The organism is Pseudomonas sp. A2, assembly GCF_023100865.1.
GTDB lineage: Bacteria > Pseudomonadota > Gammaproteobacteria > Pseudomonadales > Pseudomonadaceae > Aquipseudomonas > Aquipseudomonas asiatica.
In genome coordinates this window covers 3,982,064-4,003,282 of the sequence record NZ_CP039127.1, presented here as the reverse complement: position 1 = coordinate 4,003,282, position 21,219 = coordinate 3,982,064, and the positions used below count along the sequence as shown (strand labels likewise).

The following is a 21,219-nucleotide window of genomic DNA, read 5'->3' as shown; positions in this document are numbered from 1 at the left end:
CTCATGTCCCAAGTTTTCGATGCCAGCGCATTCCTGGCTACCTGCAGTGGTCGCCCGGGCGTCTACCGGATGTTCGACGGCGAAGCCCGGCTGCTTTATGTGGGCAAGGCCAAGAACCTCAAGAAGCGCCTGGCCAGCTATTTCCGCAAGACCGGCCTGGCGCCCAAGACCGCCGCGCTGGTGGCCCGCATCGCCCAGGTCGAAACCACCATCACCGCCAACGAAACCGAGGCGCTGCTGCTGGAGCAGAACCTGATCAAGGAGTGGCGGCCGCCGTACAACATCCTGCTGCGCGATGACAAATCCTACCCCTACGTGTTCCTTTCCGACGGCGAGTTCCCGCGGCTGGGCATTCACCGTGGGGCGAAGAAGGCCAAGGGCCGCTACTTTGGCCCGTATCCCAGCGCAGGCGCCATTCGCGAAAGCCTCAGCCTGCTGCAAAAGGCCTTTTCGGTGCGCCAGTGCGAAGACAGCTACTACGCCAACCGCACCCGGCCATGCCTGCAGTACCAGATCAAACGCTGCAAAGGGCCCTGCACGGGCCTGGTGACCGCTGAGGAATATGCCGAGGACGTGCGCCACTCGGTGATGTTCCTCGAAGGGCGTAGCCAGCAACTGGGCAACGAGCTCAATGCCGAGATGGAGAAGGCCGCCATGGCCCTCAATTTCGAGAAGGCCGCCGAGCTGCGCGATCAGATCGCCTTGCTGCGCCGCGTCCAGGACCAGCAGTACATCGAAGGCGGCAGCGGCGACGTCGACGTTATCGCCGCCTTCGTCAACCCCGGTGGCGCCTGCGTGCACCTGATCAGCGTGCGTGGCGGGCGGGTGCTGGGCAGCAAGAACTTCTTCCCGCAGGTGGGCATCGAGGAGGAGGTGGCCGAAGTGATGGCCGCTTTCCTCTCCCAGTATTACCTGGGCAATGCCGAGCGCGAATTGCCGGGCGAACTGATCGTCAACGTGGTGCACGAAGATTTCGCAGCCATCAGCGAAGCCCTGCAGACCTTGCGCGGCCGCGAGCTGACCATCAGCCATCGGGTACGCGGTACCCGCGCCCGCTGGCAGCAGCTGGCGGTGACCAACGCCGAGCAGGCGCTCAATGCGCGCCTGGCCAACCGCCAGCACATGGCCGCACGTTTCGAGGCCCTGGCCGAGGTGCTGGGCCTGGACGAGGTGCCGCAGCGCCTGGAGTGCTACGACATCAGCCATTCCAGCGGCGAAGCCACCGTGGCCAGCTGCGTGGTGTTCGGCCCCGAAGGCCCGCTCAAGTCCGACTACCGCCGCTTCAACATCGAAGGCGTCACCGCTGGTGACGACTACGCCGCCATGCACCAGGCCCTGACCCGCCGATACGGGCGCATCAAGGATGGCGAGGGCAAGCTGCCCGACGTGCTGCTGGTGGACGGCGGCAAAGGCCAGCTGAACATGGCCCGTGACGTGATGCAGGAGCTTGGCTTCAGCGACCTGACCCTGCTTGGCGTGGCCAAGGGCGTGACGCGCAAGGCCGGTTTCGAAACCCTGTACCTGAACGACGTGCACCATGAGTTCACCCTCAAGGGCGACTCACCGGCCTTGCACCTGATCCAGCAGATCCGCGACGAGGCCCACCGTTTCGCCATCACCGGCCACCGCGCCCGCCGCGGCAAGGCCCGCCGGGTGTCCAGCCTGGAGGATGTGGCCGGGGTAGGGCCCAAGCGCCGGCGCGACCTGCTGAAACATTTCGGCGGCCTGCAGGAGCTCAACCGCGCCAGTGTCGATGAAATCGCCAAAGCACCCGGCATCAGTAAAAAGCTTGCCGAGTCGATTTATGCCAGCCTGCATAGCGAGTAGAATGCGGGCTCAACTTGCGGCCAGTCGTACCGATGAATATTCCAAACCTGCTCACCGTTCTACGCGTCCTGCTCATCCCGATTTTCATCCTGCTGTTCTATATGCCCTACCACTGGAGCTACATGGCCGCCAGCAGTGTGTTCGCCGTTGCCGCCGCCACTGACTGGCTGGATGGCTACCTTGCGCGTCGTCTTCAGCAGAGCACGCCGTTCGGTGCCTTCCTAGACCCAGTGGCCGACAAGCTGATGGTGGCGGTGGCCCTGGTGCTGCTGGTGCAGACCCATGCCAACTTCTGGCTGACCCTGCCGGCCGCGGTGATCATCGGCCGCGAGATCGTGGTTTCGGCGCTGCGCGAGTGGATGGCCGAGCTGGGTGCGCGGGCGCATGTGGCGGTGTCCAACCTCGGCAAGTGGAAAACCGCGGCGCAGATGCTGGCGCTGGTGATCCTGCTGGCCAACCCGCCAGCGGTCACCTTCTGGGTAATCCTCGGCTACGCGCTGCTGCTGGTGGCGGCGGGGCTGACCCTGTGGTCGATGGTGCACTACCTGCTGGCCGCCTGGCCGCACCTGCGCGAAGGCTCTGAGCAGAAATAAAAGTTTTTTTGAATCAAGGGGTTGACGCTGTTTTAGAAATCGCTAGAATGGCACCCATCACGACGCGGGAATAGCTCAGTTGGTAGAGCACGACCTTGCCAAGGTCGGGGTCGCGAGTTCGAGTCTCGTTTCCCGCTCCAAATATAGATTTACAGGGTTCCATGGAAGTCTGTAAATCATTGAAAAAAGACGCTTCGGCGTCTTTTTTCGTTTCAGTCAGATCCATCAGGATCCATGGGCATTCGGGCCTTTCCAGGCTTTGTACGAAATCCCAAGAAACCCAATCACCGCCCCTCGAACGCTGAAACTTTGCAGAGTCCCCCCGCATCGACGGAAAGGCATTCTGTGATGGCTAGGCGTTACGAATACTCGGACGAGGTGTGGGGTGTGGTCTCCGAGCTCGTCATCAAGCCCCAGCAGTTACCGGCCTAGCCTTAGGATACCCGCCCCAACAGGAGCTGAACTCGTTGTTCTGGCTTTCACGGTCCCAGGGAAAGCTGACCTTTACTCGGCCCCACTCATCGCAATAGATCTCTTCTCCCTTCGGGCCGACCACGGTAGCCTCGTGTGCTGCGCCGATGTGACGATGAGGTCCATGGTGTTTTTCGTGCATGAACTGCATGGACATCTCATTGGTCGACAAGTCCGGTTGCGTACACTTATGCTGGTGAAATTATGGTTTTACCAGTTTAGCTTTAGTTCTTCGTTTATTGTTTCCCAGAATCTGTGATTGCTAAGAGCTTTAAGCAAGGGGAGCGTTAGGGCCTCTGTATTTGATATTTCAACTTCCTCATTGAGGATGTTGACTTTTTTCCAGTTGTTGTGTGTTCCGTACAGGAAGTAGTAGTTTCGATAAGATTCTGGTGATGATATCTCTTGATGGCCAATTATTCTCCAGTCGCCACCTTTGTCAATTTTCTTGTCGAATAAAGCGTAACTATCTAGCAGCAGCGGTCGGCCTGCTAAGGATGATTGTTCAAGTTCTTGCTGGGTGATTGATGGGCTGTCTTTAGTGATATTTAATATTTCGACTGCGTGGCCTACAATCATTTTTGACAAGATTTTACCGAAATGATAGTTGCTGTTGTCTTTGGTGAGGCAGAATATATCTCCGGGAGAGATTTTTCTCAGTATTGTTCTCTCTTTATCTTTCCACTTCAAGGTTTTTAGTTCTTTCATGGGCAAGCTCCAATTTTTTCTGTTCTTGTTGGCTTAATTGATGTTGAGTGGCATGTTGACTTGCTGTAGTTGATCACCAGCAGCCGGTGCTGACCTAGAATCATGCAGGCGGCCTGGAGCTGGAAGTTGGGCTTGTCCCCCACCTTGAATTCAATGGCCATTTCTCGAGCTTCGACGGAGTGCTCACCTCCCCCCAAACGCGCGATCTTCGTGGGTGTGATGGTCATTGCCCCGGACTTTTTTCGCAGCATCCGCAGTTGGTCATCGATGGCTTGGTCCAGAGTCTTGTCGTTGGCGACGGGGCTGCGCGCCATTACCAACGTGGTGTCTCGAGCACGAAAGCGCAGCATGTTGAGCGTCAGGTCTTCAGGTGCTTCCTCGCCTAGGTCGGAAGCGGCGGCAACAGATACTGCTGAGATGTCTGTTGTTCGCCTGCTTTGGTTGACCATAAAGTAGTATTGATTTGACGGTGGTTGCAGATCTATCTGCAATCGCCGTCAGTGTTTATAACGCCACGCAGATGGTGATATTTATATAATTATGGTTTTCTCGATCCTCTTATGGCGTCGAGGAAAGTGCGAAAATTGGGAGCGACAAGTATTGCGCGCGAGGGATCGGATAGGTGCTCTGATCTCGTGTATCTAATAACTCCGGTTGCTGTGTCAATCCAAAAGTCGTTGGCGCCAGCGTCACCCGCGAAAGGGATGTTTTTTGAAAGAAAACAGGAGTTAGCTTTGTGATGAATTATTCTTAAGTCTAGTTTTTCTGTTGTCGACATTAATCTTGAGTGTGTCTGGTTTGGGTGCGCGGGTATAAAGTTGAACGCTTCGATTTCTAGGAGGTTGTAGTCGTCTGGCTTTAAGGTGTAAATGTCTTCTCTGTAGATATAGGCGCCGCCATCAAAGTATCCTCCATTATAGGTGGAGTAAAATGATATTAGGCTGTCTCTTCCAGGGAAATTGTTAGGGAATATGTGTTTTAATGAGTTAATGCTCAATCCTGGCAGTGAGTCGTTGAGCGTGATGTCATTATGGGCAAATAGCTTTTTTTTGTCCATTTGTCTTAACCTTTGCGTAAAGTGGATTTTTATTAATGGCACCACTTTGCATGTTGGTGTATTGGGCTTGGAATTTTGCGAAAGGGAGTTCCATGTTTTTCTCCTGTGGGCAAGTGGTTTTATTTGGTGGCAACAGACATACTGCTGGATGTCTGTTGATCGCCCTTTTCGCTTAGTGAATGGTCAGCTCGACATTCATCATATCCATGCCTTCACCGCGTTCCATGGCTCTGGTTGTGCTGACTTGATCGGAGAGTCCCAAGGGCAGGAGCGGCAGCAATAGATTTACATCTATATTGGTTTCTATTGTTCGCTCACTCCAATTGCTGTGAGTTTTTATATTTTGTCCATGATATCTTGCTGTTCGGAAAACCAAAATTTTATAGCTGATTCATTAATTCCGTTTGTGCCTGTCCAGAAGTCAATGGGGTATCGCCAATCAGATTTTGATGTTTTTGCGGATTTTGAAAAGGGAGGTGTGTATTCATAGATATAGCCTGGGTGCAAAGGGGATTGCAAGATTCCGGTAAATCCGAGAGTTTCTAGTAGGCCTCTGATTTCTTCTTTTGGAAAATTTAAGTGCTTATTGTTGCTTAGTCTTTTAAGTAGCGATGTGGGGGTCTCGTTTATTGGAGAGATGGCTAGTTCGCTTAAAAGAACTATGAATCTCTCGTTTGTGAATTTTTTTGGTGCTGGTAGATTAGTGTCTAGTTGTAAATAGAGAGCTAGATCTGCAGGAGTCATGCTTCTTAATGAGCCGTAGAGATATCTGGAGCAGTTGATAAGTGTCAGGTCTATGGTTTGAGTCTCGAAGGCTCCGCAAGTTTTGCAGTAAACGTCGAGTCCTTGGTAAGTGTGGCGCGGTAACTTTGATGCAACTGAAAAGGCCGAAAAAGCGGCTCTGTATTCAGGTTTGAAGTTTTGAACCCCGTAGAGGAAGTGATCTGTAACAAGTTTTTTGGATGTTGATTTGAGTGAATGGTCAAGCCACCTCAAGCACTCGTCGTGAGACATTGTTTTTGGGGGGATGTATAGCTCTGATTCAATCAAGATGCTGATATCTTCGTCATGGCTGTCTATACCTATAGAGTAATTCTTTAACGCTTTTTTGGTTCTGGCTGGGATTTTCATGATGGAGTGCTCTGCTATTTGCAAATACTTGGGATTTTCTGAGTGGGTGGGGTGTGTGGGTGAGCCATGTTGTTAAGAGAGGGAAGTTTGGTTGGTGATGTGACCCCTTTGCTTTCTAAATACGCCCCTGCTTGAGCAAGATATGCTGGACGGTTACGGTTTTTGTCTGAGATGCCAGGATCCACGTTTCCTCTAACTCTACCTGTTCCACGGCCAAGTACGCCATTCTCGCGACTACCAATATCTTCTATCCCCCGGACAATGTCTCTTCTCGTGCCGACTGGTGTGACCTGGTGAATTGTATCTCCAGCTTGGAAGCGGTATCCATCGATACCTTTGTTCTTACTATGGCGCCGCGCTACGGTCTTTAGGGTTTCTTTATCAGATGCGCGCCCATGGTAATATGGGCCACTACTGTCGACTAGGACGTAGTTCCAGTCCAGACCAAGTGGGTCGGTATAGGTAGTCGGATTCGGTGGGTATGGATAAAGATTGGTGTTACCCATGAGCCCGATAGGATCCGGCTGTGTGAAGCGACCAAGATCTGGGTCGTAGAGTCTGAAAATATTGTAATAAAAAGATATTTCAATATCTGCGTACTGGCCTTGATGTCGAAGATTTTGTTGTCGTCTTTCTGCTAAGCGGTGCCACTCGCCATGTGTCTTGCCCCAGCCATGATAGTCACTTCGCCACGTGATATCCCCATTGCTATCAGTTAGTTGTTCAGGAAGTCCTGCCAAGTTGGTGTGAAAATAGTGGATATCCTCTTGGCTAGGACTTCCATCTATTCGCGCCAATGGCTCATAGCCGTTCGTGTTGGCATAGATGAAAAGACTGTACATACCACTCTGTATCTCCTGCAGCAGGCGGAACCCTTGCCAGTAGAACACTACCTGTTGGCGTGGTTCTGAGTGTCCGCCTTGGTAAACCTCCTTGCTGATTCGTCTTCCCAGTGGATCGTAACGAAACACAACACGTTCGCGCTCACCGCTGCGATACTGGTCTACGCAAATCAGACGTTGTTCAGCGTCGTACTCGAAGTACTGTACCCAGTTACTCCCAATCCTTTTCTCGCACAATCGCCCAAATCGATCATAGCGATAGCGTTTGTCCTGATAGACCAGTACACGGTTGTGTTTGATCAGGCCGTTGAGCTTCGGCCCGTCGAACAGGTTGCCGGCCTTGTCATATTTGAAATCCTCAACCTGTGTCGCTTGCCAGTTGGGGCGAGACTGCTGAGTACTCTGCAACTGCTCGTTCGGATCGTAGCCATACCGGTTGCTACCGGTGTAACTCTTGCCGGTGTGTGAGGAGCGATGAAAATGGCCGATGATCTGTTCAAGGTGTGCGGCGTCTTCAGTTGCAACGTCGGCAACACCACGACGCTGGGTTTGGGTCAGAATCTCAGCAATCAGGTTGTCACTAGCATCGTAGCGGTAGCTCTTCTCAAGTAACGGCAGCATTTCAACCGGGGCATCGCGATAGTGGATGGTCTTGCTACCCAGACGGCCGCTCTGGTCATAGCGGGTGCGAGTGATGAGACTTCCCTGAGTACGTAGCACTTCGTCGTGCACCGCATCGCGCTCGAAGTCACTGATGACCCGGCCGTTCAGGTTGATCTGATGAAGGTGCCCACTGCCGTAGTGCAGGTAGTTCAGTTGTCGCTGGTCAGGCAGTGTCAACGTCTGCAGATTGCCCAGTTCGTCATAGCGGTATTGCAGCAGCCCGGCACTGTTGGTTTCGCTGAGCAACTGCCCGTTCGCGTCATAGGTGTAATCAAGCTGCTGTTGCTCACCCTGGTTGTCCGTGAACGTGATGGACAACAGGTTGTCGGCGGTGTCGTAGCTGTAGTCGGTGATGCCATCCTCGGTGCGTTTGCTCAGCAGACGGCCAACGGCATCACGTTGGAAATCATGGCGAATCGAAGTGGCCCGTGTCGGCGGGGCGTTGCCGGAGAGGGGTGGCTGTTCGTATGAAGAGGGGACATGGGTTAGGCTGGTGACACCGTCGAGTGTGTCGTACTCGTATATCCGGCCACTTCCATCCAGATCTTGTTGTGCCACCAGGCGGTCAAGTTTGTCCCAGCCAAACGTGTAGGACTCTTCATTCTCGTTGGTGAGTTGCAGCAGGCGACCATAGGCGTCGTAGCGAAACTTCACGCTGTACCCCATGGCATCGGTGCGTTTTACCAGGCGGCCGCTGCGGTCATAGCGAAACTGCAAGATCTTTTGCGCGGGATCGATGTAGCGCGTCAGCTGGCCGGCGGTATCAACTTCGTAGCGGTCGATACGACCATCGGGTCGTTCGCTTTCTATGAGATAGCCGCGAGCGTCATAGCGGAAGTGGGTCTGCTCTCCGCGGGCATTGATGCTTTCGCTCAGGCGGCCATGCAAGTCGTAGTGGTACAGCGTCTGGTTGTTGCTGCAGTCGCGATAGCTGAGCAACTGGCCACGGGTGTTCCAACCCAGGTGCTTGGTCTTTTCGAGGGCATCGGTGACGCGGGTAACACGACCTTCCGGGTTGTATTGATACTCTGTGCTCCGGCCCAGTGGGTCCTGCTCCCACAGTAAATTGCCATGAGCATCGTAGCCATAGCGCCGGGTACGTCCTGCTCCGTCTGTGACCTGAACGGGCAAAGCCCAGTGGCGCAGATAGCTTATGCGTTCGCTTCGCCCAAGCGGGTCACGTGTCTCGATCAGACGCCCGATATCGTCATAGCTGTATCCCCACTCGCCGCCCTGCGGATCAGTTCGTTTGACCAACTGGCCGGCGACGATCTCTGCTTGCCAGCAGTTCCCAAGTGCATCGACATGCTTGTAAACGTCGTACAGCGGGCCCCAGAAATAGCGGTCTATACGTCCCAGTCCGTCTGTTACGAGGGTTTCGCCTTCTTCGAGGTTGTACTCGAACTTGTACTCCTCCCCATCGCTACCCCAGTGACGAACCACCCGCCATTCGTGGTCAGGTTGCGGCTCAAGCAAAGGCGGCAGGCGATAGGGTGTTCCGTCCGCCCGTCTTGGTGTAGGACGTTTTTCAGGAATGGTGTAGCGTGCCCACTCGTACTCGCGGACGGCGCCGCTGGCCAGTTGGTGACGCTTCAGATAGCCCTCTCCGGTATAACCGAAGTTACGCACCACCTGGCCCGTTGCATCCAGAACTTCTTGCAACTGCCCACTGTCGGTATAGCTGTAGCTGACCAGCAGCTCGTTCCGCTCGATAGCGGGCTCACCGTTGTTTGACAGGAAGAGCCGCGACACCTTGCATACGCGCCTTGCATGCGCAGCATCATAGTGAAGCTGGACAACCGTCTGGCCGTACTTGTCATAGAGTGCTTGCAGGCGACCTTGTTTGTCGTAAAGCACATCTACGTAATTGAGATTGCGGTCGCTTAGCCTGATGAGTCTTGAACGACTGGGCTCGTGCGGGTCGACATCAAAAACCTTGTAGCGTCCCTCATGAATGTCCTCGACAACTGTTTGGCCATCCTCCAACTGGAAGAACGCCAAGCCGTCCACAACACTGACAAAGGCATCGCCGGCGCGCAGGCGCCCGAGTTCCAGGCGATTGCCTTCTTCATCGACGTAAATCCACAACTCGCCGCCTTCAGGATGCGGGACGCGGACCAGTTCAACTTCATAAGGAACACTCCAGCCCTTTCCGAACAGGCCACCATTGCGAGTGTCCCTGCTATCGTAGCGGCGAGCCCATTCGATACCGAGCAGGCCAGGGAGACTGAAGTCAGTGTCCTCGGGACCGTCCTGGAATTTGCTACCCGTGGCTACAGCAACAGGGTTGCCAGCCTTGCAACCTTTAATGCGCCCAAAACGTCGTGAAATAAGTATCCCCGCAATAATCCCGGTAAACATCGCAACCTTGCTCTTGCCATTGCGAATATCCCGAACCGTCGCTGTCCCGCCGCCAATGCGCACATTCGGCGATACTTTCTCATTCACATCGATCGTGGCATCGCAGGTGGTCCTGTCACCCGATCGCGCTGCAGGCTGGCCGTTGATGAAGACCTTGTCCGACCCTTGCGCAATATGGTTTTCGGGCAAAGGCGGGTGGCGGCTGCATGAAATCTTGTCCTGCTCTTTGGATTCCGCGCCGGGGTCCTTTGGCGTGGTGACGGGCGGGTTGAAGATGTCGCGTATCGCCATGCCCAGCCCCACCACCGGGAGCAGGTAGGGCACCGCCGCCATGGCCATGGAGCCCACGTTCTCCAGAATCGAAGGCTCTGCTTGCTCTGCGTCGGCCGCTCCCCCTCCTGGCGGCCCTGTGATACCGGCTGCGCGAGCGGCGGGCTTGCTGTTGACGAACACGTTGTGTGACCCGCTTTCGATCTTTCCGTAGGGGTCGGGTGCATCCACGCTGTTGCCAAGGCTGTCGCAAAAGCGGGAGATGGCATCGCCGACAGTCTGGTCTTCACCGACCGAAAGGGTGCTCATCGCACCGACCGCCACTCCCGCAACGGCGGCGATGGCGATGCCAGCTGCGCCCCCCGTCGCGACAGTACCGACAACGGCCAGGCTGATAGCGGCAGCCACGGCGGCGGTGGCTGCGGCATAAATGACGGCCTCTGCAACTGCACTGACCATCTCGGCGATCAGGGACGGATGCAGTATTTCATCGCCCATGCGGGCGGCGTGAACGATCTGCGCCATGGCTTGCAAGCTCCAAAAGTTCTGAATGAGGTTGACCTGGGTGGTGAAGGGGTCAGGTGAACCGGAGCTGTTGTTTGATTGCGCGCCAGTGCTCGATGTCGTCGCTGCTCAAAGGGCTTGGCTTGCTGTAGTTGATCACCAGCAGCCGGTGCTGGCCTGGAATCATGCAGGCGGCCTGGAGCTGGAAATTGGGCTTGTCCCCCACCTTGAATTCAATGGCCATTTCGCGGGCTTCGACGGAGTGTTCACCGCCCCCCAAACGCGCGATCTTCGTGGGTGTGATGGTCATTGCCCCGGACTTTTTTCGCAGCATCCGCAGTTGGTCATCGATGGCTTGGTCCAGGGTCTTGTCGTTGCCGACGGGGCTGCGCGCCATAACCAACGTGGTGTCTCGGGCACGAAAGCGCAGCATGTTGAGCGTGAGGTCTTCAGGTGCTTCCTCGCCTAGATTGAGGATCAGGTCGTGAGTCAGGTATTCCGTCATTGCGGGAGTCCTTTCAGGAGGTCTTTACGTACGGGCAAGTGCAAGCAGCTACTTGAAATGCCCATCCACATCGGCTTTCAGTGCACTGCTATCGCGTCCATCCGCTGCGGCACCCGCCGCTCCGCCCTCAGGGTTGAGGTCGAGCTTCGCTGCGGGCGTGTTGATCTGTCCGGTCTGTTGCCCGGTGAGGTTGAAGGTCTCGCAGGTGATATTGAGCGTGCCGTTGGCCTGCATCTCGATCAGTGTCTTGCCGCACTTGAGGCGCAGGGTGTTGCCTGCTTCGATCTCGTAGTCGCCGGCGATGAGGTCGTTTTTGCCGCCGCCGACTTTCAGGGTGTCATTGGCTTTCACCACGCGCAGGCGATTGCGGCCGATGGCAACGGACTCGTCCTGGCCAATGCTCTGGGTGCGATCAACACCGACGGTGAGAGACTGGTTGCTGTTGACCTGGGTGTTCTGGTCCTTCTGGGCATGGATGAACACCTCTTCCTTGCCCAGTTCGTCCTCAAAGCGCAGTTCATTGAAACCATCCCCCTTGTGGGTCTGGCTTTTGATGGTCATGCGGGTCTTGTGGTCGGGCAGGTCGTAGGGCGGGAGCTGATCACCACAGTAGGTACGCCCGGTAATCATCGGCTGGTCGGGGTCGCTATTGACGTACTGGATGATCACGTCCTGGCCGATGCGCGGGATCGCCATCGAGCCCCAGCTGCCACCGGCCCAGCCTTGCGACACACGCACCCAGCAGGAACTGAACTCGTTGTTCTGGCTTTCACGGTCCCAGGGAAAGCTGACCTTCACCCGGCCCCACTCATCGCAATAGATTTCTTCTCCCTTCGGGCCGACCACGGTAGCCATGTGCGGGCCATCAACGCGTGGTTTTGATAGTGGGGCAGGGCGCCATTCGGTCCGACCGGGGACCAGCACGGCGGTCTGCTCGTAGCGCGTGCCTTGTTCCACACCTGCGGCTTCTTCTTGCAGGCTGGTGAACTGGATGCCTTTGTGGGTAACCGTGTTCACCCGCCAGTGCGCGTTGAGGTCGTCACGTGGGTGACCTGTGAGGGTGAAGCTCAGGCCCGGTTGCAGGCGAACATCGTCACCCTCAACTTCGGCAATACGCACATCGTGGCGCAGCGCAGTGATGCGGTTCTCAGTGAACGGCTTGCCAACCGCATCGCGTTTGTAACGGCCTGGATAATCGAAGAATTCGTACTCGTTGGACTGATGCTCCAGGAAGGGCCCGGCAGCTCTGTGTTCCTGGCGGTAGGCCGGGTTGGTAAAGGTGTAGTCGCGCTGAACCTGGCGAGCGGTGCGCACCTGTTCGCTGTAGCGCAAGCGGCGAAGGCACGGCATGGCTTGATCGCCACCGCCGGTGGCTTGGTACAGCACGCTGTTGGGGTCTACAGGCTCGTCGGCATCAAAGAAGCCCTCGTCGTCATTATCGGCCTTGATGGTCCCATGGCTGATCAAGCCGAATGATTGCAGCCGATCGGTAATGATCAGCTTGTGCAGCTTTTCACTGTGCGCAAAGCGGTAGACGAAGCCTTCTTCGGCAGCCAGGCGGGCGATGAACGCCAGGTCCGTCTCACCGGCCTGAACGCAGAACTCGCGGACCTGATGGTCCATGCTGGCGCGCAGTTCGTACTGGTTGATGCCCTGGCGCTGGAGCATCAGCTCAAGAATTTGCGGAACGGTCTTTTGCTGGAAGATGCGCCAGTTCGAGCGCAGGTCGGCCCGGGCCAGCTGGGGCTCGACCAGCGCGTGATAGTAGGTGCGGTAGAAGCCACTTTCAGCCTGGCTGAAGCGGCTGACAAGGCCGTGCACGTAGCGCACCGGGCGTTCGCCGTCCCAGATGGTAAAAAGTACGGGCTTGTCGAGCAGGTGGCCGAAGTCGATATCGTTTTCGAAGCTGATCAGTTTCAGCTCCAACTCGAAGGGCATGCTGATCCCCTCTCGGAGTTCGAACGACACCACTTCGAATTCAGCTTTTCCAACTAAAGGCTGGAAGCTGTAACGCAAGTCAGATTGGCTAGGCATAAGCAATCCTTGTCCGCCGTCTGAGGTGATACCAAGTCCGGGCAGGAGCACCCACCCGGAGCATGTGCAGATATCAGGCGGCCGGTGCGCGCCAGTCGTCAGACCCTTCGGTTTTTGCGGCATCGTGTGTCCAGGAGATCTTCCGATAGGCCAGCGCTACCTCGATCAGCTGGGTGTAGTTTTCGTTCTCCTTGTCTTGGGCATGCGGTAGGACGGTGTTGATGCTGACGATGGTGGCGTCTTCGAGCTTGGTCGTGAAGAAGTGCTCCTGTTTGCCTTCCACTGAGGTGCGATACCAATTGACTTGGACGCTAGGCAACATTTCGCCGGTAGCCAAGGCCTGATACATCAGCGGCGTCGCCTTGTTTAAAGAGCTGGTGAAGACAAATGGTTTGTGTACGCGTTGTCCGGTGGGCTGGCCGCTCTGTGGGTCTGTGGGTGTGGTCACTTCATGCTTGATCTCCTGAACCAGGATTTCATCCTCGTGGCCTTGCTGGTAAACGTTGCCGACAGAGTCAGCGGTGAAGGCCCCGGCCGTGATGTTGCCTTGAGTTTGACCAATCATCTTGATGTATGCGGGTGTAGCCATGGCAGTTTCTCCTGCGTCCATGTGGATATAAACACGCGCACCCAGGGTGGCGTGGCCATCGGGAACGATGGGCTTGTCAACGAAGCAAACGCTTCGCTAATTCCTTGAAATCAGTTGAGCCGTGTGTGGGCTCGCTACTGCTGCAAGATGCCGTTCAGCGACTCCAGCACCTCGGTGGTAATGAGGTGCAGCCGGTAGCTGTAGATGCCGTAGGCCACCGCCATGGCGAGGGCGGAAATGACCAATGGGCTCCACCACGGCCATTGCCGGTTCATGCGGAAGTTGCTTGGGGCGACGTTGGTGTACGGATCGCAGACGGTCTCCGGCGTAGGGCCGCGCAGCTCGCGAATGATCCCGTGCAGTTGATGTATCAGTGCGTTGAGGGATTCTTCGCCCTTCGGGGCGATGGCGTACTTGCCCTTCAAACCGAGGCAAAGCGCGAAGTACATGAACTCCAGCGCGTCCTGATAACGTTTGGGTTCCTGCATGAGGCGCGACAGTACGGTGAAGACTTTCTCTCCACCCCAGGTTTCGTCGTGGAAGATGCTGAGCAGGGGCTCCTGGCTCCAGCAGCTGGTTTTACCCCAAGGCCTGTCCATGACAGCTTCATCGATGAAAAGGCAAAGACCGTATGAGTACGCCAGCAACTGAGCGGGCTCGTAGCCGTGCTGGCGCATCTCTTCCCGCACGTTTTCGATCTGGTTGCGCACCTGCTGGTGCACCTCCTTGATGTTGGGCAGCGCATCCAGTGTGCGCAGGCGTATCACCAGGCCGAACAGCGGCGCGGCTGCATCCAGCATCAGGTTGTCGTAGCCGCCACGTAGCTGGAAGTCTGGGTCTGCCGGGTAGCCTTCATACACTGGTTCTGCCTTCGGCTTTCGCTCAGCGCCATCAGCCGCTGTCGGTGCGGGTGAGTCGTTGGACAACGACGCCTCGAGCATCGCGTGCAGTTGCTCGCTTTCGACCTGTTCGGCATCAGTTGGGGGGCTGTTTTCTTCTTTCATTTCATTCACGCCTGATCGCCCAGAACTGCAGTTCCAGCCCCGGGAACTCCCCCGCGACATGGATACCGAAGCCACTGGATGCCTCCATGCCCGCCCAGGCCGGGGAACGACGGTCCAGCTCGAAGTAGGTGAAGCCTGCATGGAAGGGCAGATCCCGAGGTGCCACGGGCAGCGGCACCAGTGGAATACCTGGAAGCTGCAGCGGCACGACCTCGTTCAACGACTCCAGCGAGACGACCTTTGCCTTCTGCACGAACATTCGACGCAATGTCTGAGGCGGCATGTGGGCTCGCACTGCCAGAATGAAGTCGGCCTCGTCGATCAGGCGGCGATCCTCCAGCGTGGTTGTCAGCAAGCCGTACTCCAGCGTCTCCAGCGGCAGCGAAACGGCGCGGGGTTGCAGCACCGTGCTCAGTGCCCGGCGTAGCGTGTCTTCCAGCGGCTTGAAGGAGGTGCGCAGCGCGGTATGGTGATAGGCGGGGTATTCCTGCGGCAGCCGGCTCTCGTCGGTAAACGTCACGAACTCGCCACAGGCCTGGCTCATGCACAGGTACAACTGTTCGGGGTGGGTCTGCCCTTGCCTGGCCAGATGCTGGAAGCATGGCCACCAGCGGTTCATGGCCTGCAGCAGGTTGAAGTCGCGAATGTCGGCGATGCCGGACTGCCCTGAGGCGCCAATGCGGGCGGCGAGGTTGCGCGCACGTTCGCGCAGGGAGTTGGTGATTTCTTCCAGATACCGTTGCAGCGCGGGTACGGCGCGCACTGAAACGCTGGTGGGATAGAAGCCTTCATCCAGTTGCAGGCTGCCATCGGGGCGCCGTTCCAGAATGCGCGTCACGGCCAGGCGGGTGTAGGCGCTGCTGTCGTCGGCCTTGCGTTTGAGCTGCAGGTTGGGCACCGCCAGGTCAACCTGCACCAGGTCACCGTCGGCGCTGTGCGTGTCCTTGATTTCCAGGGCCTGGGCGCTGTAACGGAAGTTGGCGGGGTTATCGGGCCAGCTTACTTCACGGCCACCTTCGGTGCGCAGCGGCAGGCACAGGTAGATCTCGCTGTCTTTCGCGCCGTCGTCTTCGATTTCCAGCGGTGGCGGTGGTGGCAGGTCTGCAGGGATATCGAACACCGTGCCGTCCGGCATGATGCCCCGCGCACGAGTGATGGCGACCTTGCCCAGGCTCAGATACTCGTCGTTCAACTGCAATTCGCTGAAGCCATAGAAGGCTGCGTTCAGGCTGCCAAGACGTTGATGCAGGGCCGCTTCGGCGGCACGGGCGGCCTGTTGGAAATGCTGCGGTTTGACGAACAGGCCTTCCGGCCACAGGACAGGGTTACGTGAACTCATGAGCGCTCCATGTCAGCGTGAGTAAGCGAGAAGGGCAGGGTTACAGGCGCCATCAGTCTTCCTCCTTGAGCAGGAGCTGCGTGTCGTTGAGCAACACCGACAGGATGATCTGGTGCCCGCGGGGCGGAATGCGCAGCACCTGGCTCCAGGTGGCGTTTTCCTGGTTCCGGTAGTCGGCGATCACCGCGACGAAGCGCGTTTCGGCCTCGATGGGCGCAAAGGGGATGAACTTGAACTGGCCAGGGCGCAGCAGGTAATCGTCATCGCGTATGTAGGTGCTGCGCAGTGCCTCGGCAGGGTCCTTGTCCAGCAGTTCGTAAACGCTGTTGCGCAAGAGAGAGTCGTCGCGCAGTTGCAGGATCTTCACGGCCATGGGCGTAGCGACGGGCTCGGCGGCCACGGTGGTGGTGCGCGGCAAGGTCAGCACCACGGTCGGGTCGTCGTAGCTGCCCGGGGTACTTTCTTCCATGGGGGAGCGCGCCGGATCCTCGCCATCGTCAACTGGCGAATCGACGGGCGACATGGCCGGGAATTGTTCCTGCAGGTACTCGAACAGGGCCCCGACTTTCTCGGTCAGCACGTAGGGGTCGCCTGCACTCAGGCTGACCGCGTAAGGGCTGGGCTCCACAACCGGCCCGGGCTCGGGCGCCACCTCAAGGCTGTTCGGGTTGCCATTGAGCGTTGGGCTGGCGTTGATGCTGAACGCGACCTGGGTGGGGTGTTCCCCGGGCGGTCCGATGGGCAATGACGGGTCCATCACCACCTGGCCAATCTTGCTCAGGGACGTGCAACCCGAGAGCCCGATCAGCGCCGTCAGCAGGCCGGCCACGCATGTTGGACGCATCATGGGCGTTCTCCTGCAATCAGCCGTTCCAGTGGGCTCTGCTGCGCTGGCGCTGCCTCGGTGTCCAGTGCCGCCAAGGGGTCGTTGCCTATACCCGGTTCGAATGCCGAGCAGATGTCCGCGACAGCTTGGGGGGCGGTTGCAGCGGCATGACAAGCCTCGGGTGGAACATCCAGCAACCAGTGATCAAGGGTTGTCTGTTCAGGGCTGAACAGGTCCTCCAGTGAGCGTGCATCGGCCTGCGCAAGCTGGGCCTGCAGCCGATAGGCGCCGATGCGCAACTGGTCACCCTCGAGCAGCCGCCTGGCGGTAAGCGACCCCAGGCTGTGGAGGCTGTCGTTCAGGTAGGTACGCTGACAGCGATCGATGACGCAGAAGCTGCCCTCGATCCAGCGGATCTCGCAATGGATCGGTGCAACGGTCTGGTCACGGTCGTTGATCTGCCAGGTGGCCTTCGCGCTGCCGATGGTGCCGCCTGTGCAGTCGAACTGATGTCGGGCAGTGACGTTGTGTTGCAACTGATCCAGGTTGGTGATGCTCAAGGTCAAAGTGCTCATGAGCGCCCCCGGAACCGCACGACAGGGCTGCTCTGGCGGTGACGGTCATCGACGAAGCTGGTCCAGCCCAGGTAGGCACCCAGGCTATGGTGCAGGCAGAAGGGCGGCAGTGCGTTCTGCTTCAGGCGCAGCTCCAGGTCATAGGCCAGGCCATCCCGCAGCAGGAAGTCGATCAGTGCCCGTAACCGGCCGAAGTTGATGCCGCTGGGCAGCAGGTCACGCAATTGCGCTGGGTCGAGTTCGCTGATCACGATGGTGAACTTGCTGCTGCGTGTTCGCGTGCGGCTGCCCACCATGAAGGTGCTGCCCAGCTCGCCGTTGCTGCGGCCAAGGCTGACCAGTTGCTTGGCGGCAGTGGGGACCGAGCGGGTTTCGAACTCGCGGATCTGTACCTGCTTCAAGTCGAAGCAGTGGGCGATGATGCCGGCGACCGTGCCCGGCGCACGGCTGCGGCTGGCAATGACGCCGGCGAAACTGAGCAGCCGGCTCCACGGCAGTGCCGTGTCCCCGCGCAACTGTCTGTCATTCAACCCGAGCAGGGCAAAGATGTACTGGGAGAACCCATCGGTAGCTCCCGGCTGAAAGCGGATGTAGTAGCGATATTTACGCCAGATACGATGCAGCAGGCTGAGCAGGTAGTGGTTGAAGAAATCGAAGAACGCCGGCCGCACACCGATGCCCTGTGCATGCTCGTATGCCACCTGCTCCAGGTAATAGGTGGGCAGCGGCGAGTCGGTGCCATGCAAACCCATGAAGGTGGTGCACACGCGGTAGCGGTCAGCTTCCCCGGGCATGCGTTCGACCTTGTATATGTCGGAAACCGGGAAACTCAGCCGCGGGTCACTGGCAAGCCGCACCCTCAACCGGGTGGCCTGATCTGGCCAGCGTGGTTCCAGGTCATCCCCATGCAAGCCGTGCAGGCGTTCCAGCAACTGGAAGAAGTTGTACTGGTGCGCCTCGGCGAACAGCCTGTCGGCTAGATCAGCGGTTGTTTGCCGGTCTGGATTGGCCATGTGTAGTGCTCGTTGTTGGTGGTGTTGATCACTTCCAGTTGGTGGAAGGAATTGATGCTGGCGTACAGGGCGAAGAAGTGCGCGAGCACGCAACCGAACAGGTACAGGTCGCCTTCGCAGAGGAATGCGCTTTGATCCAGCTTCAGCCGCGTGCGCAAGCCACGAATGGGCTGGCCCTTGATCAGCCAGTCCAGCGGCTCTGTTTGCACATCACGGATGCCATCGAGGCGTTTGCGGGTGGTGCGTGTCTGCTGGATGTCGTGCAAGGCCGCGAAGTCGTAAGCGCGGATGACCGCTTTCAGTGGCTCGGCCGAGAGCAGCGACAGGTAGTTGAGCGACATGTTGGAGATCAGGGCCCACTGCAACTGGCCATCCAGCACCGGCCGGTAGGGGCGGGTGGGGGCACGGATGTTGGTATAGGTGGCCAGAGGCGGCGTGATCTCGGTGAGCACGTTGATGTCATCGATACCCAACGCCAGCGGCAGGTCGCGGTTGGTGCAGGTCAGGTCGATGGACGCTGTTTCCAGTTCGCCGATGTAGGCGTTGGCATCGGCGCGCACGAAAGCGATGCGGTGGGTGACGCCATCGCCGCGCAGGGAGTCCTCGAGTGTGTAGCGGTAGTACAACGCCGTGCGCCCTTGCACATGTTCGATCTCATGGGCGAACGACTCGAAGGGGCGGAAGGTTCTCAGGTGCTCACCGGTACTTCCGTCAGTCGTGGTGCGGGTGCTGATGACCCGATCGACACTGAAGATTTCATAGGCGTGCCGCTCCTTGCCTCTGGGCACAAGCTCGACCTGGGCGGGCCGGCTGGACAGGTCGATGGGCTCGGCGCTGTGGCTGAGCAGGTTCACTGCCGGGGTGCAGAACAGGCTGAAGTCTGCTTTGCCGACACGCAGCGAATCCGGTAGCTGTCGGGTGAAGTGAAATTCGAGGCCGACCCGCTGAGTCGCTTGATCAGGCCAGATTTTCTCCAGGCCGGTGATGCTGACGAAGTGGAAACGCTCGGGAAATACGAAGTACTCCTGCAGGATCCGGTAACCGTCAAAGACGTTCTGTGGGTAAGGCAGCAGCGCTTCGTCCGGGCTGAAGCCTGGGAACACGATGCTGCTGGCCGGCAGCCGGCGTACCCCACCATTGACTGTCACGCAGACATGCTTGAGGTATTGAGCGATCCACAGGTACAGCGTGCGGGCAGTTTGGGTATCACCGCTCAGGTGAAAGTCGAGGCTGGCGCAGCCCAGGGTGTTCAGCGGCCGCTCGACCAAGGTTTGCAGGCCGATGCGAACCACCGAACTGTCGAGTGTCTGGGTTGCATTCACCGACTCGATCTCGAACGGGTGAATGTCCACCGCCGTGCAGGTGCGGAATTCGCAGGGCACCCCATCCACGGGGCTGGAGAACAACCGCGAGCCTTTGGCGATGGGTTGCGACTGGCTGAGCGCTTGCTTGCGCGGCGTGAACTGGATGATCGTGGCGCTCGGCAGGGGCCGCAGGTAGTTGGGCCACAGCAACTGCAGCATGGGGTGCGTCAGCTCGGGCAGGTCGTCCTCCAGCTTGAGCCGCAGTTTGGCCGTGAGGAATGCAAAGGCTTCCATCAGGCGTTCGACATCCGGGTCGCTGCCACCCTTGCCGAGCAGGCGGGCAAGTTGTGGGTTGTCCTGGGCGAAGTCGTTCCCCAGTTCATGGAGGTAACGCAACTCTTCGCTGAATCGGTCCTTGAGTGACATAGGTCACCTCACTCGGGTGTGGCGGTTATGGCCATTGACCAGCAGCTCCAGTTGCAGCTGCTCCGTGTGGTTGTTGACCTGCACGTGGCAGTCCAGCCTGAAATGCAGTTCCAGCGGGGCATGGCAATCGGGGACGGCCTTGAGCGCGCGCACGTGCACACGCGGCTCAAAGCGCTGAATGGTGCGGCGGATGTCCGCGCTCACCTGTTTCAGCAGGTCGCCACTGCTTGCGTCGTGCCCGTTGAAGTCACTCAGGCCCAGCTCAGGGCTGCTTTGCGAGCAACCCTGGCGAGCATTGAGCAGCGTTTCCAGGTGGCGCTTGATGGCGGCGAACTTCTGGGTAGCGTTCTCTTGCCTGGACGGCACCCGGCTTGCGAGTTGATCCGTTACCAAACGGTCGAAAAATCCACTCATTGGGTATCAAGCCGGCCGACCAGGGAGATCTCGAAATTTGCCCCCATGTACTTGAAGTGCGGGCGCACGGCGAGCGAGACCTGATACCAGCCCGGGTCACCGGCAACGTCCGACACCTCGACCCTTGCAGCACGCAATGGGCGGCGGCTGCGCACATCGGCTGACGGGTTCTCCTGGTCGGCGACGTACTGCCTGATCCATTTGTTCAGTTCGGACTCAAGGTCCTTGCGCTCTTTCCAGCTACCGATCTGTTCGCGCTGCAGCACCTTGATGTAGTGGGCCAGCCGGTTGACGATGAACAGGTAGGGCAGCTGGGTGCCGAGCTTGTAGTTGGTTTGCGCTTGCAGGCCTTCCGGGGTCTTGGGGAAGTTCTTCGGCTTCTGTACCGAGTTGGCCGAGAAGAACGCGGCGTTGTCGCTGTCCTTGCGCATGGTCAGGGCGATGAAGCCCTCTTCGGCGAGCTCGAACTCCTTGCGGTCGGAGATCAGGACTTCGGTCGGAATCTTGGCCTGCAGCTGACCCAGTGACTCGTACAGGTGCACCGGCAGATCTTCGACGGCACCACCCGACTGCGGGCCGATAATGTTCGGGCACCAGCGGTAGCGGGCAAAGCTGTCATTGATGCAGCTGTGTTGGCGCTGATGGAAAATTGACCCACCCTGCCGATTGAAATTTGACCCAGGGCGGATTGCTGATTTTGTTACCAGCAACTGTGGATAAGTCTACCAGCGCAGCTGCTGTTGCCCCCACTCCTTCGCTAGCC

General features: G+C 57.9%; 17 protein-coding genes, 1 tRNA gene and 1 pseudogene. 3 read left to right on the top strand and 16 right to left on the bottom strand.

The window, feature by feature from the left end; genetic code table 11:
• The first annotated feature begins 3 nt into the window (after positions 1-3).
• The 3 genes from uvrC to E5221_RS18585 all read left to right on the top strand — a co-directional run bounded on the left by uvrC (position 4) and on the right by E5221_RS18585 (position 2,560).
• Complete coding sequence (uvrC, locus tag E5221_RS18595; RefSeq protein ID WP_013973365.1) at positions 4-1,827, top strand: excinuclease ABC subunit UvrC; 1,824 nt, start codon at positions 4-6, stop codon at positions 1,825-1,827.
• Between the two features lie 32 nt (positions 1,828-1,859).
• Positions 1,860-2,420, top strand: coding sequence for a CDP-diacylglycerol--glycerol-3-phosphate 3-phosphatidyltransferase (gene pgsA, locus E5221_RS18590; protein ID WP_015271035.1), 561 nt, complete (start codon positions 1,860-1,862; stop codon positions 2,418-2,420).
• Positions 2,421-2,484: 64 nt separating this feature from the next.
• Positions 2,485-2,560: transfer RNA gene (locus E5221_RS18585), tRNA-Gly, on the top strand.
• Between the two features lie 541 nt (positions 2,561-3,101).
• Here the strand turns inward: E5221_RS18585 and E5221_RS18580 are convergent.
• From E5221_RS18580 to tssC, 16 genes and pseudogenes are all read right to left on the bottom strand, one after another.
• A complete protein-coding gene (locus E5221_RS18580; RefSeq protein WP_247846221.1) occupies positions 3,102-3,599 on the bottom strand; it encodes an Imm26 family immunity protein in 498 nt (165 codons plus the stop codon).
• A complete protein-coding gene (locus tag E5221_RS18575; RefSeq protein WP_247846220.1) occupies positions 3,596-4,090 on the bottom strand; it encodes a DcrB-related protein in 495 nt (164 codons plus the stop codon). The genes E5221_RS18580 and E5221_RS18575 overlap by 4 nt, the downstream gene beginning before the upstream one ends.
• A 537-nt stretch (positions 4,091-4,627) precedes the next feature.
• Positions 4,628-4,750 (bottom strand): hypothetical protein, encoded by a 123-nt coding sequence (locus E5221_RS28820; protein ID WP_282189714.1) that lies wholly within the window; start codon positions 4,748-4,750, stop codon positions 4,628-4,630.
• A gap of 242 nt (positions 4,751-4,992) precedes the next feature.
• Positions 4,993-5,787 (bottom strand): hypothetical protein, encoded by a 795-nt coding sequence (locus E5221_RS18570; RefSeq protein ID WP_247846219.1) that lies wholly within the window; start codon positions 5,785-5,787, stop codon positions 4,993-4,995.
• A 14-nt stretch (positions 5,788-5,801) separates the two neighbouring features.
• Positions 5,802-10,448 (bottom strand): RHS repeat-associated core domain-containing protein, encoded by a 4,647-nt coding sequence (locus E5221_RS18565; RefSeq protein WP_247846218.1) that lies wholly within the window; start codon positions 10,446-10,448, stop codon positions 5,802-5,804.
• Positions 10,449-10,500: 52 nt separating this feature from the next.
• Positions 10,501-10,932, bottom strand: a complete 432-nt coding sequence (locus E5221_RS18560; protein ID WP_247846217.1) for a DcrB-related protein — start codon at positions 10,930-10,932, stop codon at positions 10,501-10,503.
• A 48-nt stretch (positions 10,933-10,980) separates the two neighbouring features.
• Positions 10,981-12,966: a type VI secretion system tip protein TssI/VgrG gene (gene tssI / locus E5221_RS18555; RefSeq protein ID WP_247846216.1), complete on the bottom strand. Its 1,986-nt coding sequence runs from the start codon at positions 12,964-12,966 to the stop codon at positions 10,981-10,983.
• Positions 12,967-13,039: 73 nt separating this feature from the next.
• Positions 13,040-13,555 carry an Hcp family type VI secretion system effector gene (locus E5221_RS18550; RefSeq protein WP_247846215.1) on the bottom strand — a complete coding sequence of 172 codons (516 nt, stop codon included), beginning with the start codon at positions 13,553-13,555 and terminating at the stop codon, positions 13,040-13,042.
• Between the two features lie 134 nt (positions 13,556-13,689).
• Positions 13,690-14,559, bottom strand: coding sequence for a type IVB secretion system protein IcmH/DotU (icmH, locus tag E5221_RS18545; RefSeq protein WP_085614397.1), 870 nt, complete (start codon positions 14,557-14,559; stop codon positions 13,690-13,692).
• Between the two features lies 1 nt (position 14,560).
• Complete coding sequence (gene tssK / locus E5221_RS18540) at positions 14,561-15,898, bottom strand: type VI secretion system baseplate subunit TssK (protein WP_247846214.1); 1,338 nt, start codon at positions 15,896-15,898, stop codon at positions 14,561-14,563.
• 52 nt (positions 15,899-15,950) lie between these two features.
• Positions 15,951-16,745 carry a type VI secretion system lipoprotein TssJ gene (tssJ, locus tag E5221_RS18535; protein WP_247846213.1) on the bottom strand — a complete coding sequence of 265 codons (795 nt, stop codon included), beginning with the start codon at positions 16,743-16,745 and terminating at the stop codon, positions 15,951-15,953.
• On the bottom strand, positions 16,742-17,299 hold the full coding sequence (locus E5221_RS18530; RefSeq protein ID WP_247846212.1) for an FHA domain-containing protein: 558 nt from the start codon (positions 17,297-17,299) through the stop codon (positions 16,742-16,744). Before E5221_RS18530 ends, tssJ begins: the two co-directional genes overlap by 4 nt.
• A complete protein-coding gene (gene tssG / locus E5221_RS18525; protein WP_247846211.1) occupies positions 17,296-18,312 on the bottom strand; it encodes a type VI secretion system baseplate subunit TssG in 1,017 nt (338 codons plus the stop codon). The genes E5221_RS18530 and tssG overlap by 4 nt, the downstream gene beginning before the upstream one ends.
• On the bottom strand, positions 18,276-20,042 hold the full coding sequence (tssF, locus tag E5221_RS18520) for a type VI secretion system baseplate subunit TssF (protein WP_039613129.1): 1,767 nt from the start codon (positions 20,040-20,042) through the stop codon (positions 18,276-18,278). Before tssF ends, tssG begins: the two co-directional genes overlap by 37 nt.
• 3 nt (positions 20,043-20,045) lie before the next feature.
• Entirely contained in the window at positions 20,046-20,456 is a 411-nt protein-coding gene (gene tssE, locus E5221_RS18515; protein ID WP_025339895.1) for a type VI secretion system baseplate subunit TssE, read from the bottom strand.
• Positions 20,453-21,073 (bottom strand): annotated as a pseudogene (gene tssC / locus E5221_RS18510) (type VI secretion system contractile sheath large subunit); the annotation flags it as partial. The pseudogene tssC and the gene tssE, both read right to left, overlap by 4 nt.
• Positions 21,074-21,219 lie beyond the last annotated feature (146 nt).

Coding starts and splice junctions, on each gene's coding strand:
- uvrC (WP_013973365.1), top strand. CDS start 4: ATGTCCCAAGTTTTCGATGCCAGCGCATTCCTGGCTACCTGCAGTGGT.
- pgsA (WP_015271035.1), top strand. CDS start 1,860: ATGAATATTCCAAACCTGCTCACCGTTCTACGCGTCCTGCTCATCCCG.
- E5221_RS18580 (WP_247846221.1), bottom strand. CDS start 3,599: ATGAAAGAACTAAAAACCTTGAAGTGGAAAGATAAAGAGAGAACAATA.
- E5221_RS28820 (WP_282189714.1), bottom strand. CDS start 4,750: ATGGAACTCCCTTTCGCAAAATTCCAAGCCCAATACACCAACATGCAA.
- E5221_RS18570 (WP_247846219.1), bottom strand. CDS start 5,787: ATGAAAATCCCAGCCAGAACCAAAAAAGCGTTAAAGAATTACTCTATA.
- E5221_RS18565 (WP_247846218.1), bottom strand. CDS start 10,448: ATGGCGCAGATCGTTCACGCCGCCCGCATGGGCGATGAAATACTGCAT.
- E5221_RS18560 (WP_247846217.1), bottom strand. CDS start 10,932: ATGACGGAATACCTGACTCACGACCTGATCCTCAATCTAGGCGAGGAA.
- tssI (WP_247846216.1), bottom strand. CDS start 12,966: ATGCCTAGCCAATCTGACTTGCGTTACAGCTTCCAGCCTTTAGTTGGA.
- E5221_RS18550 (WP_247846215.1), bottom strand. CDS start 13,555: ATGGCTACACCCGCATACATCAAGATGATTGGTCAAACTCAAGGCAAC.
- icmH (WP_085614397.1), bottom strand. CDS start 14,559: ATGAAAGAAGAAAACAGCCCCCCAACTGATGCCGAACAGGTCGAAAGC.
- tssK (WP_247846214.1), bottom strand. CDS start 15,898: ATGAGTTCACGTAACCCTGTCCTGTGGCCGGAAGGCCTGTTCGTCAAA.
- tssJ (WP_247846213.1), bottom strand. CDS start 16,745: ATGATGCGTCCAACATGCGTGGCCGGCCTGCTGACGGCGCTGATCGGG.
- E5221_RS18530 (WP_247846212.1), bottom strand. CDS start 17,299: ATGAGCACTTTGACCTTGAGCATCACCAACCTGGATCAGTTGCAACAC.
- tssG (WP_247846211.1), bottom strand. CDS start 18,312: ATGGCCAATCCAGACCGGCAAACAACCGCTGATCTAGCCGACAGGCTG.
- tssF (WP_039613129.1), bottom strand. CDS start 20,042: ATGTCACTCAAGGACCGATTCAGCGAAGAGTTGCGTTACCTCCATGAA.
- tssE (WP_025339895.1), bottom strand. CDS start 20,456: ATGAGTGGATTTTTCGACCGTTTGGTAACGGATCAACTCGCAAGCCGG.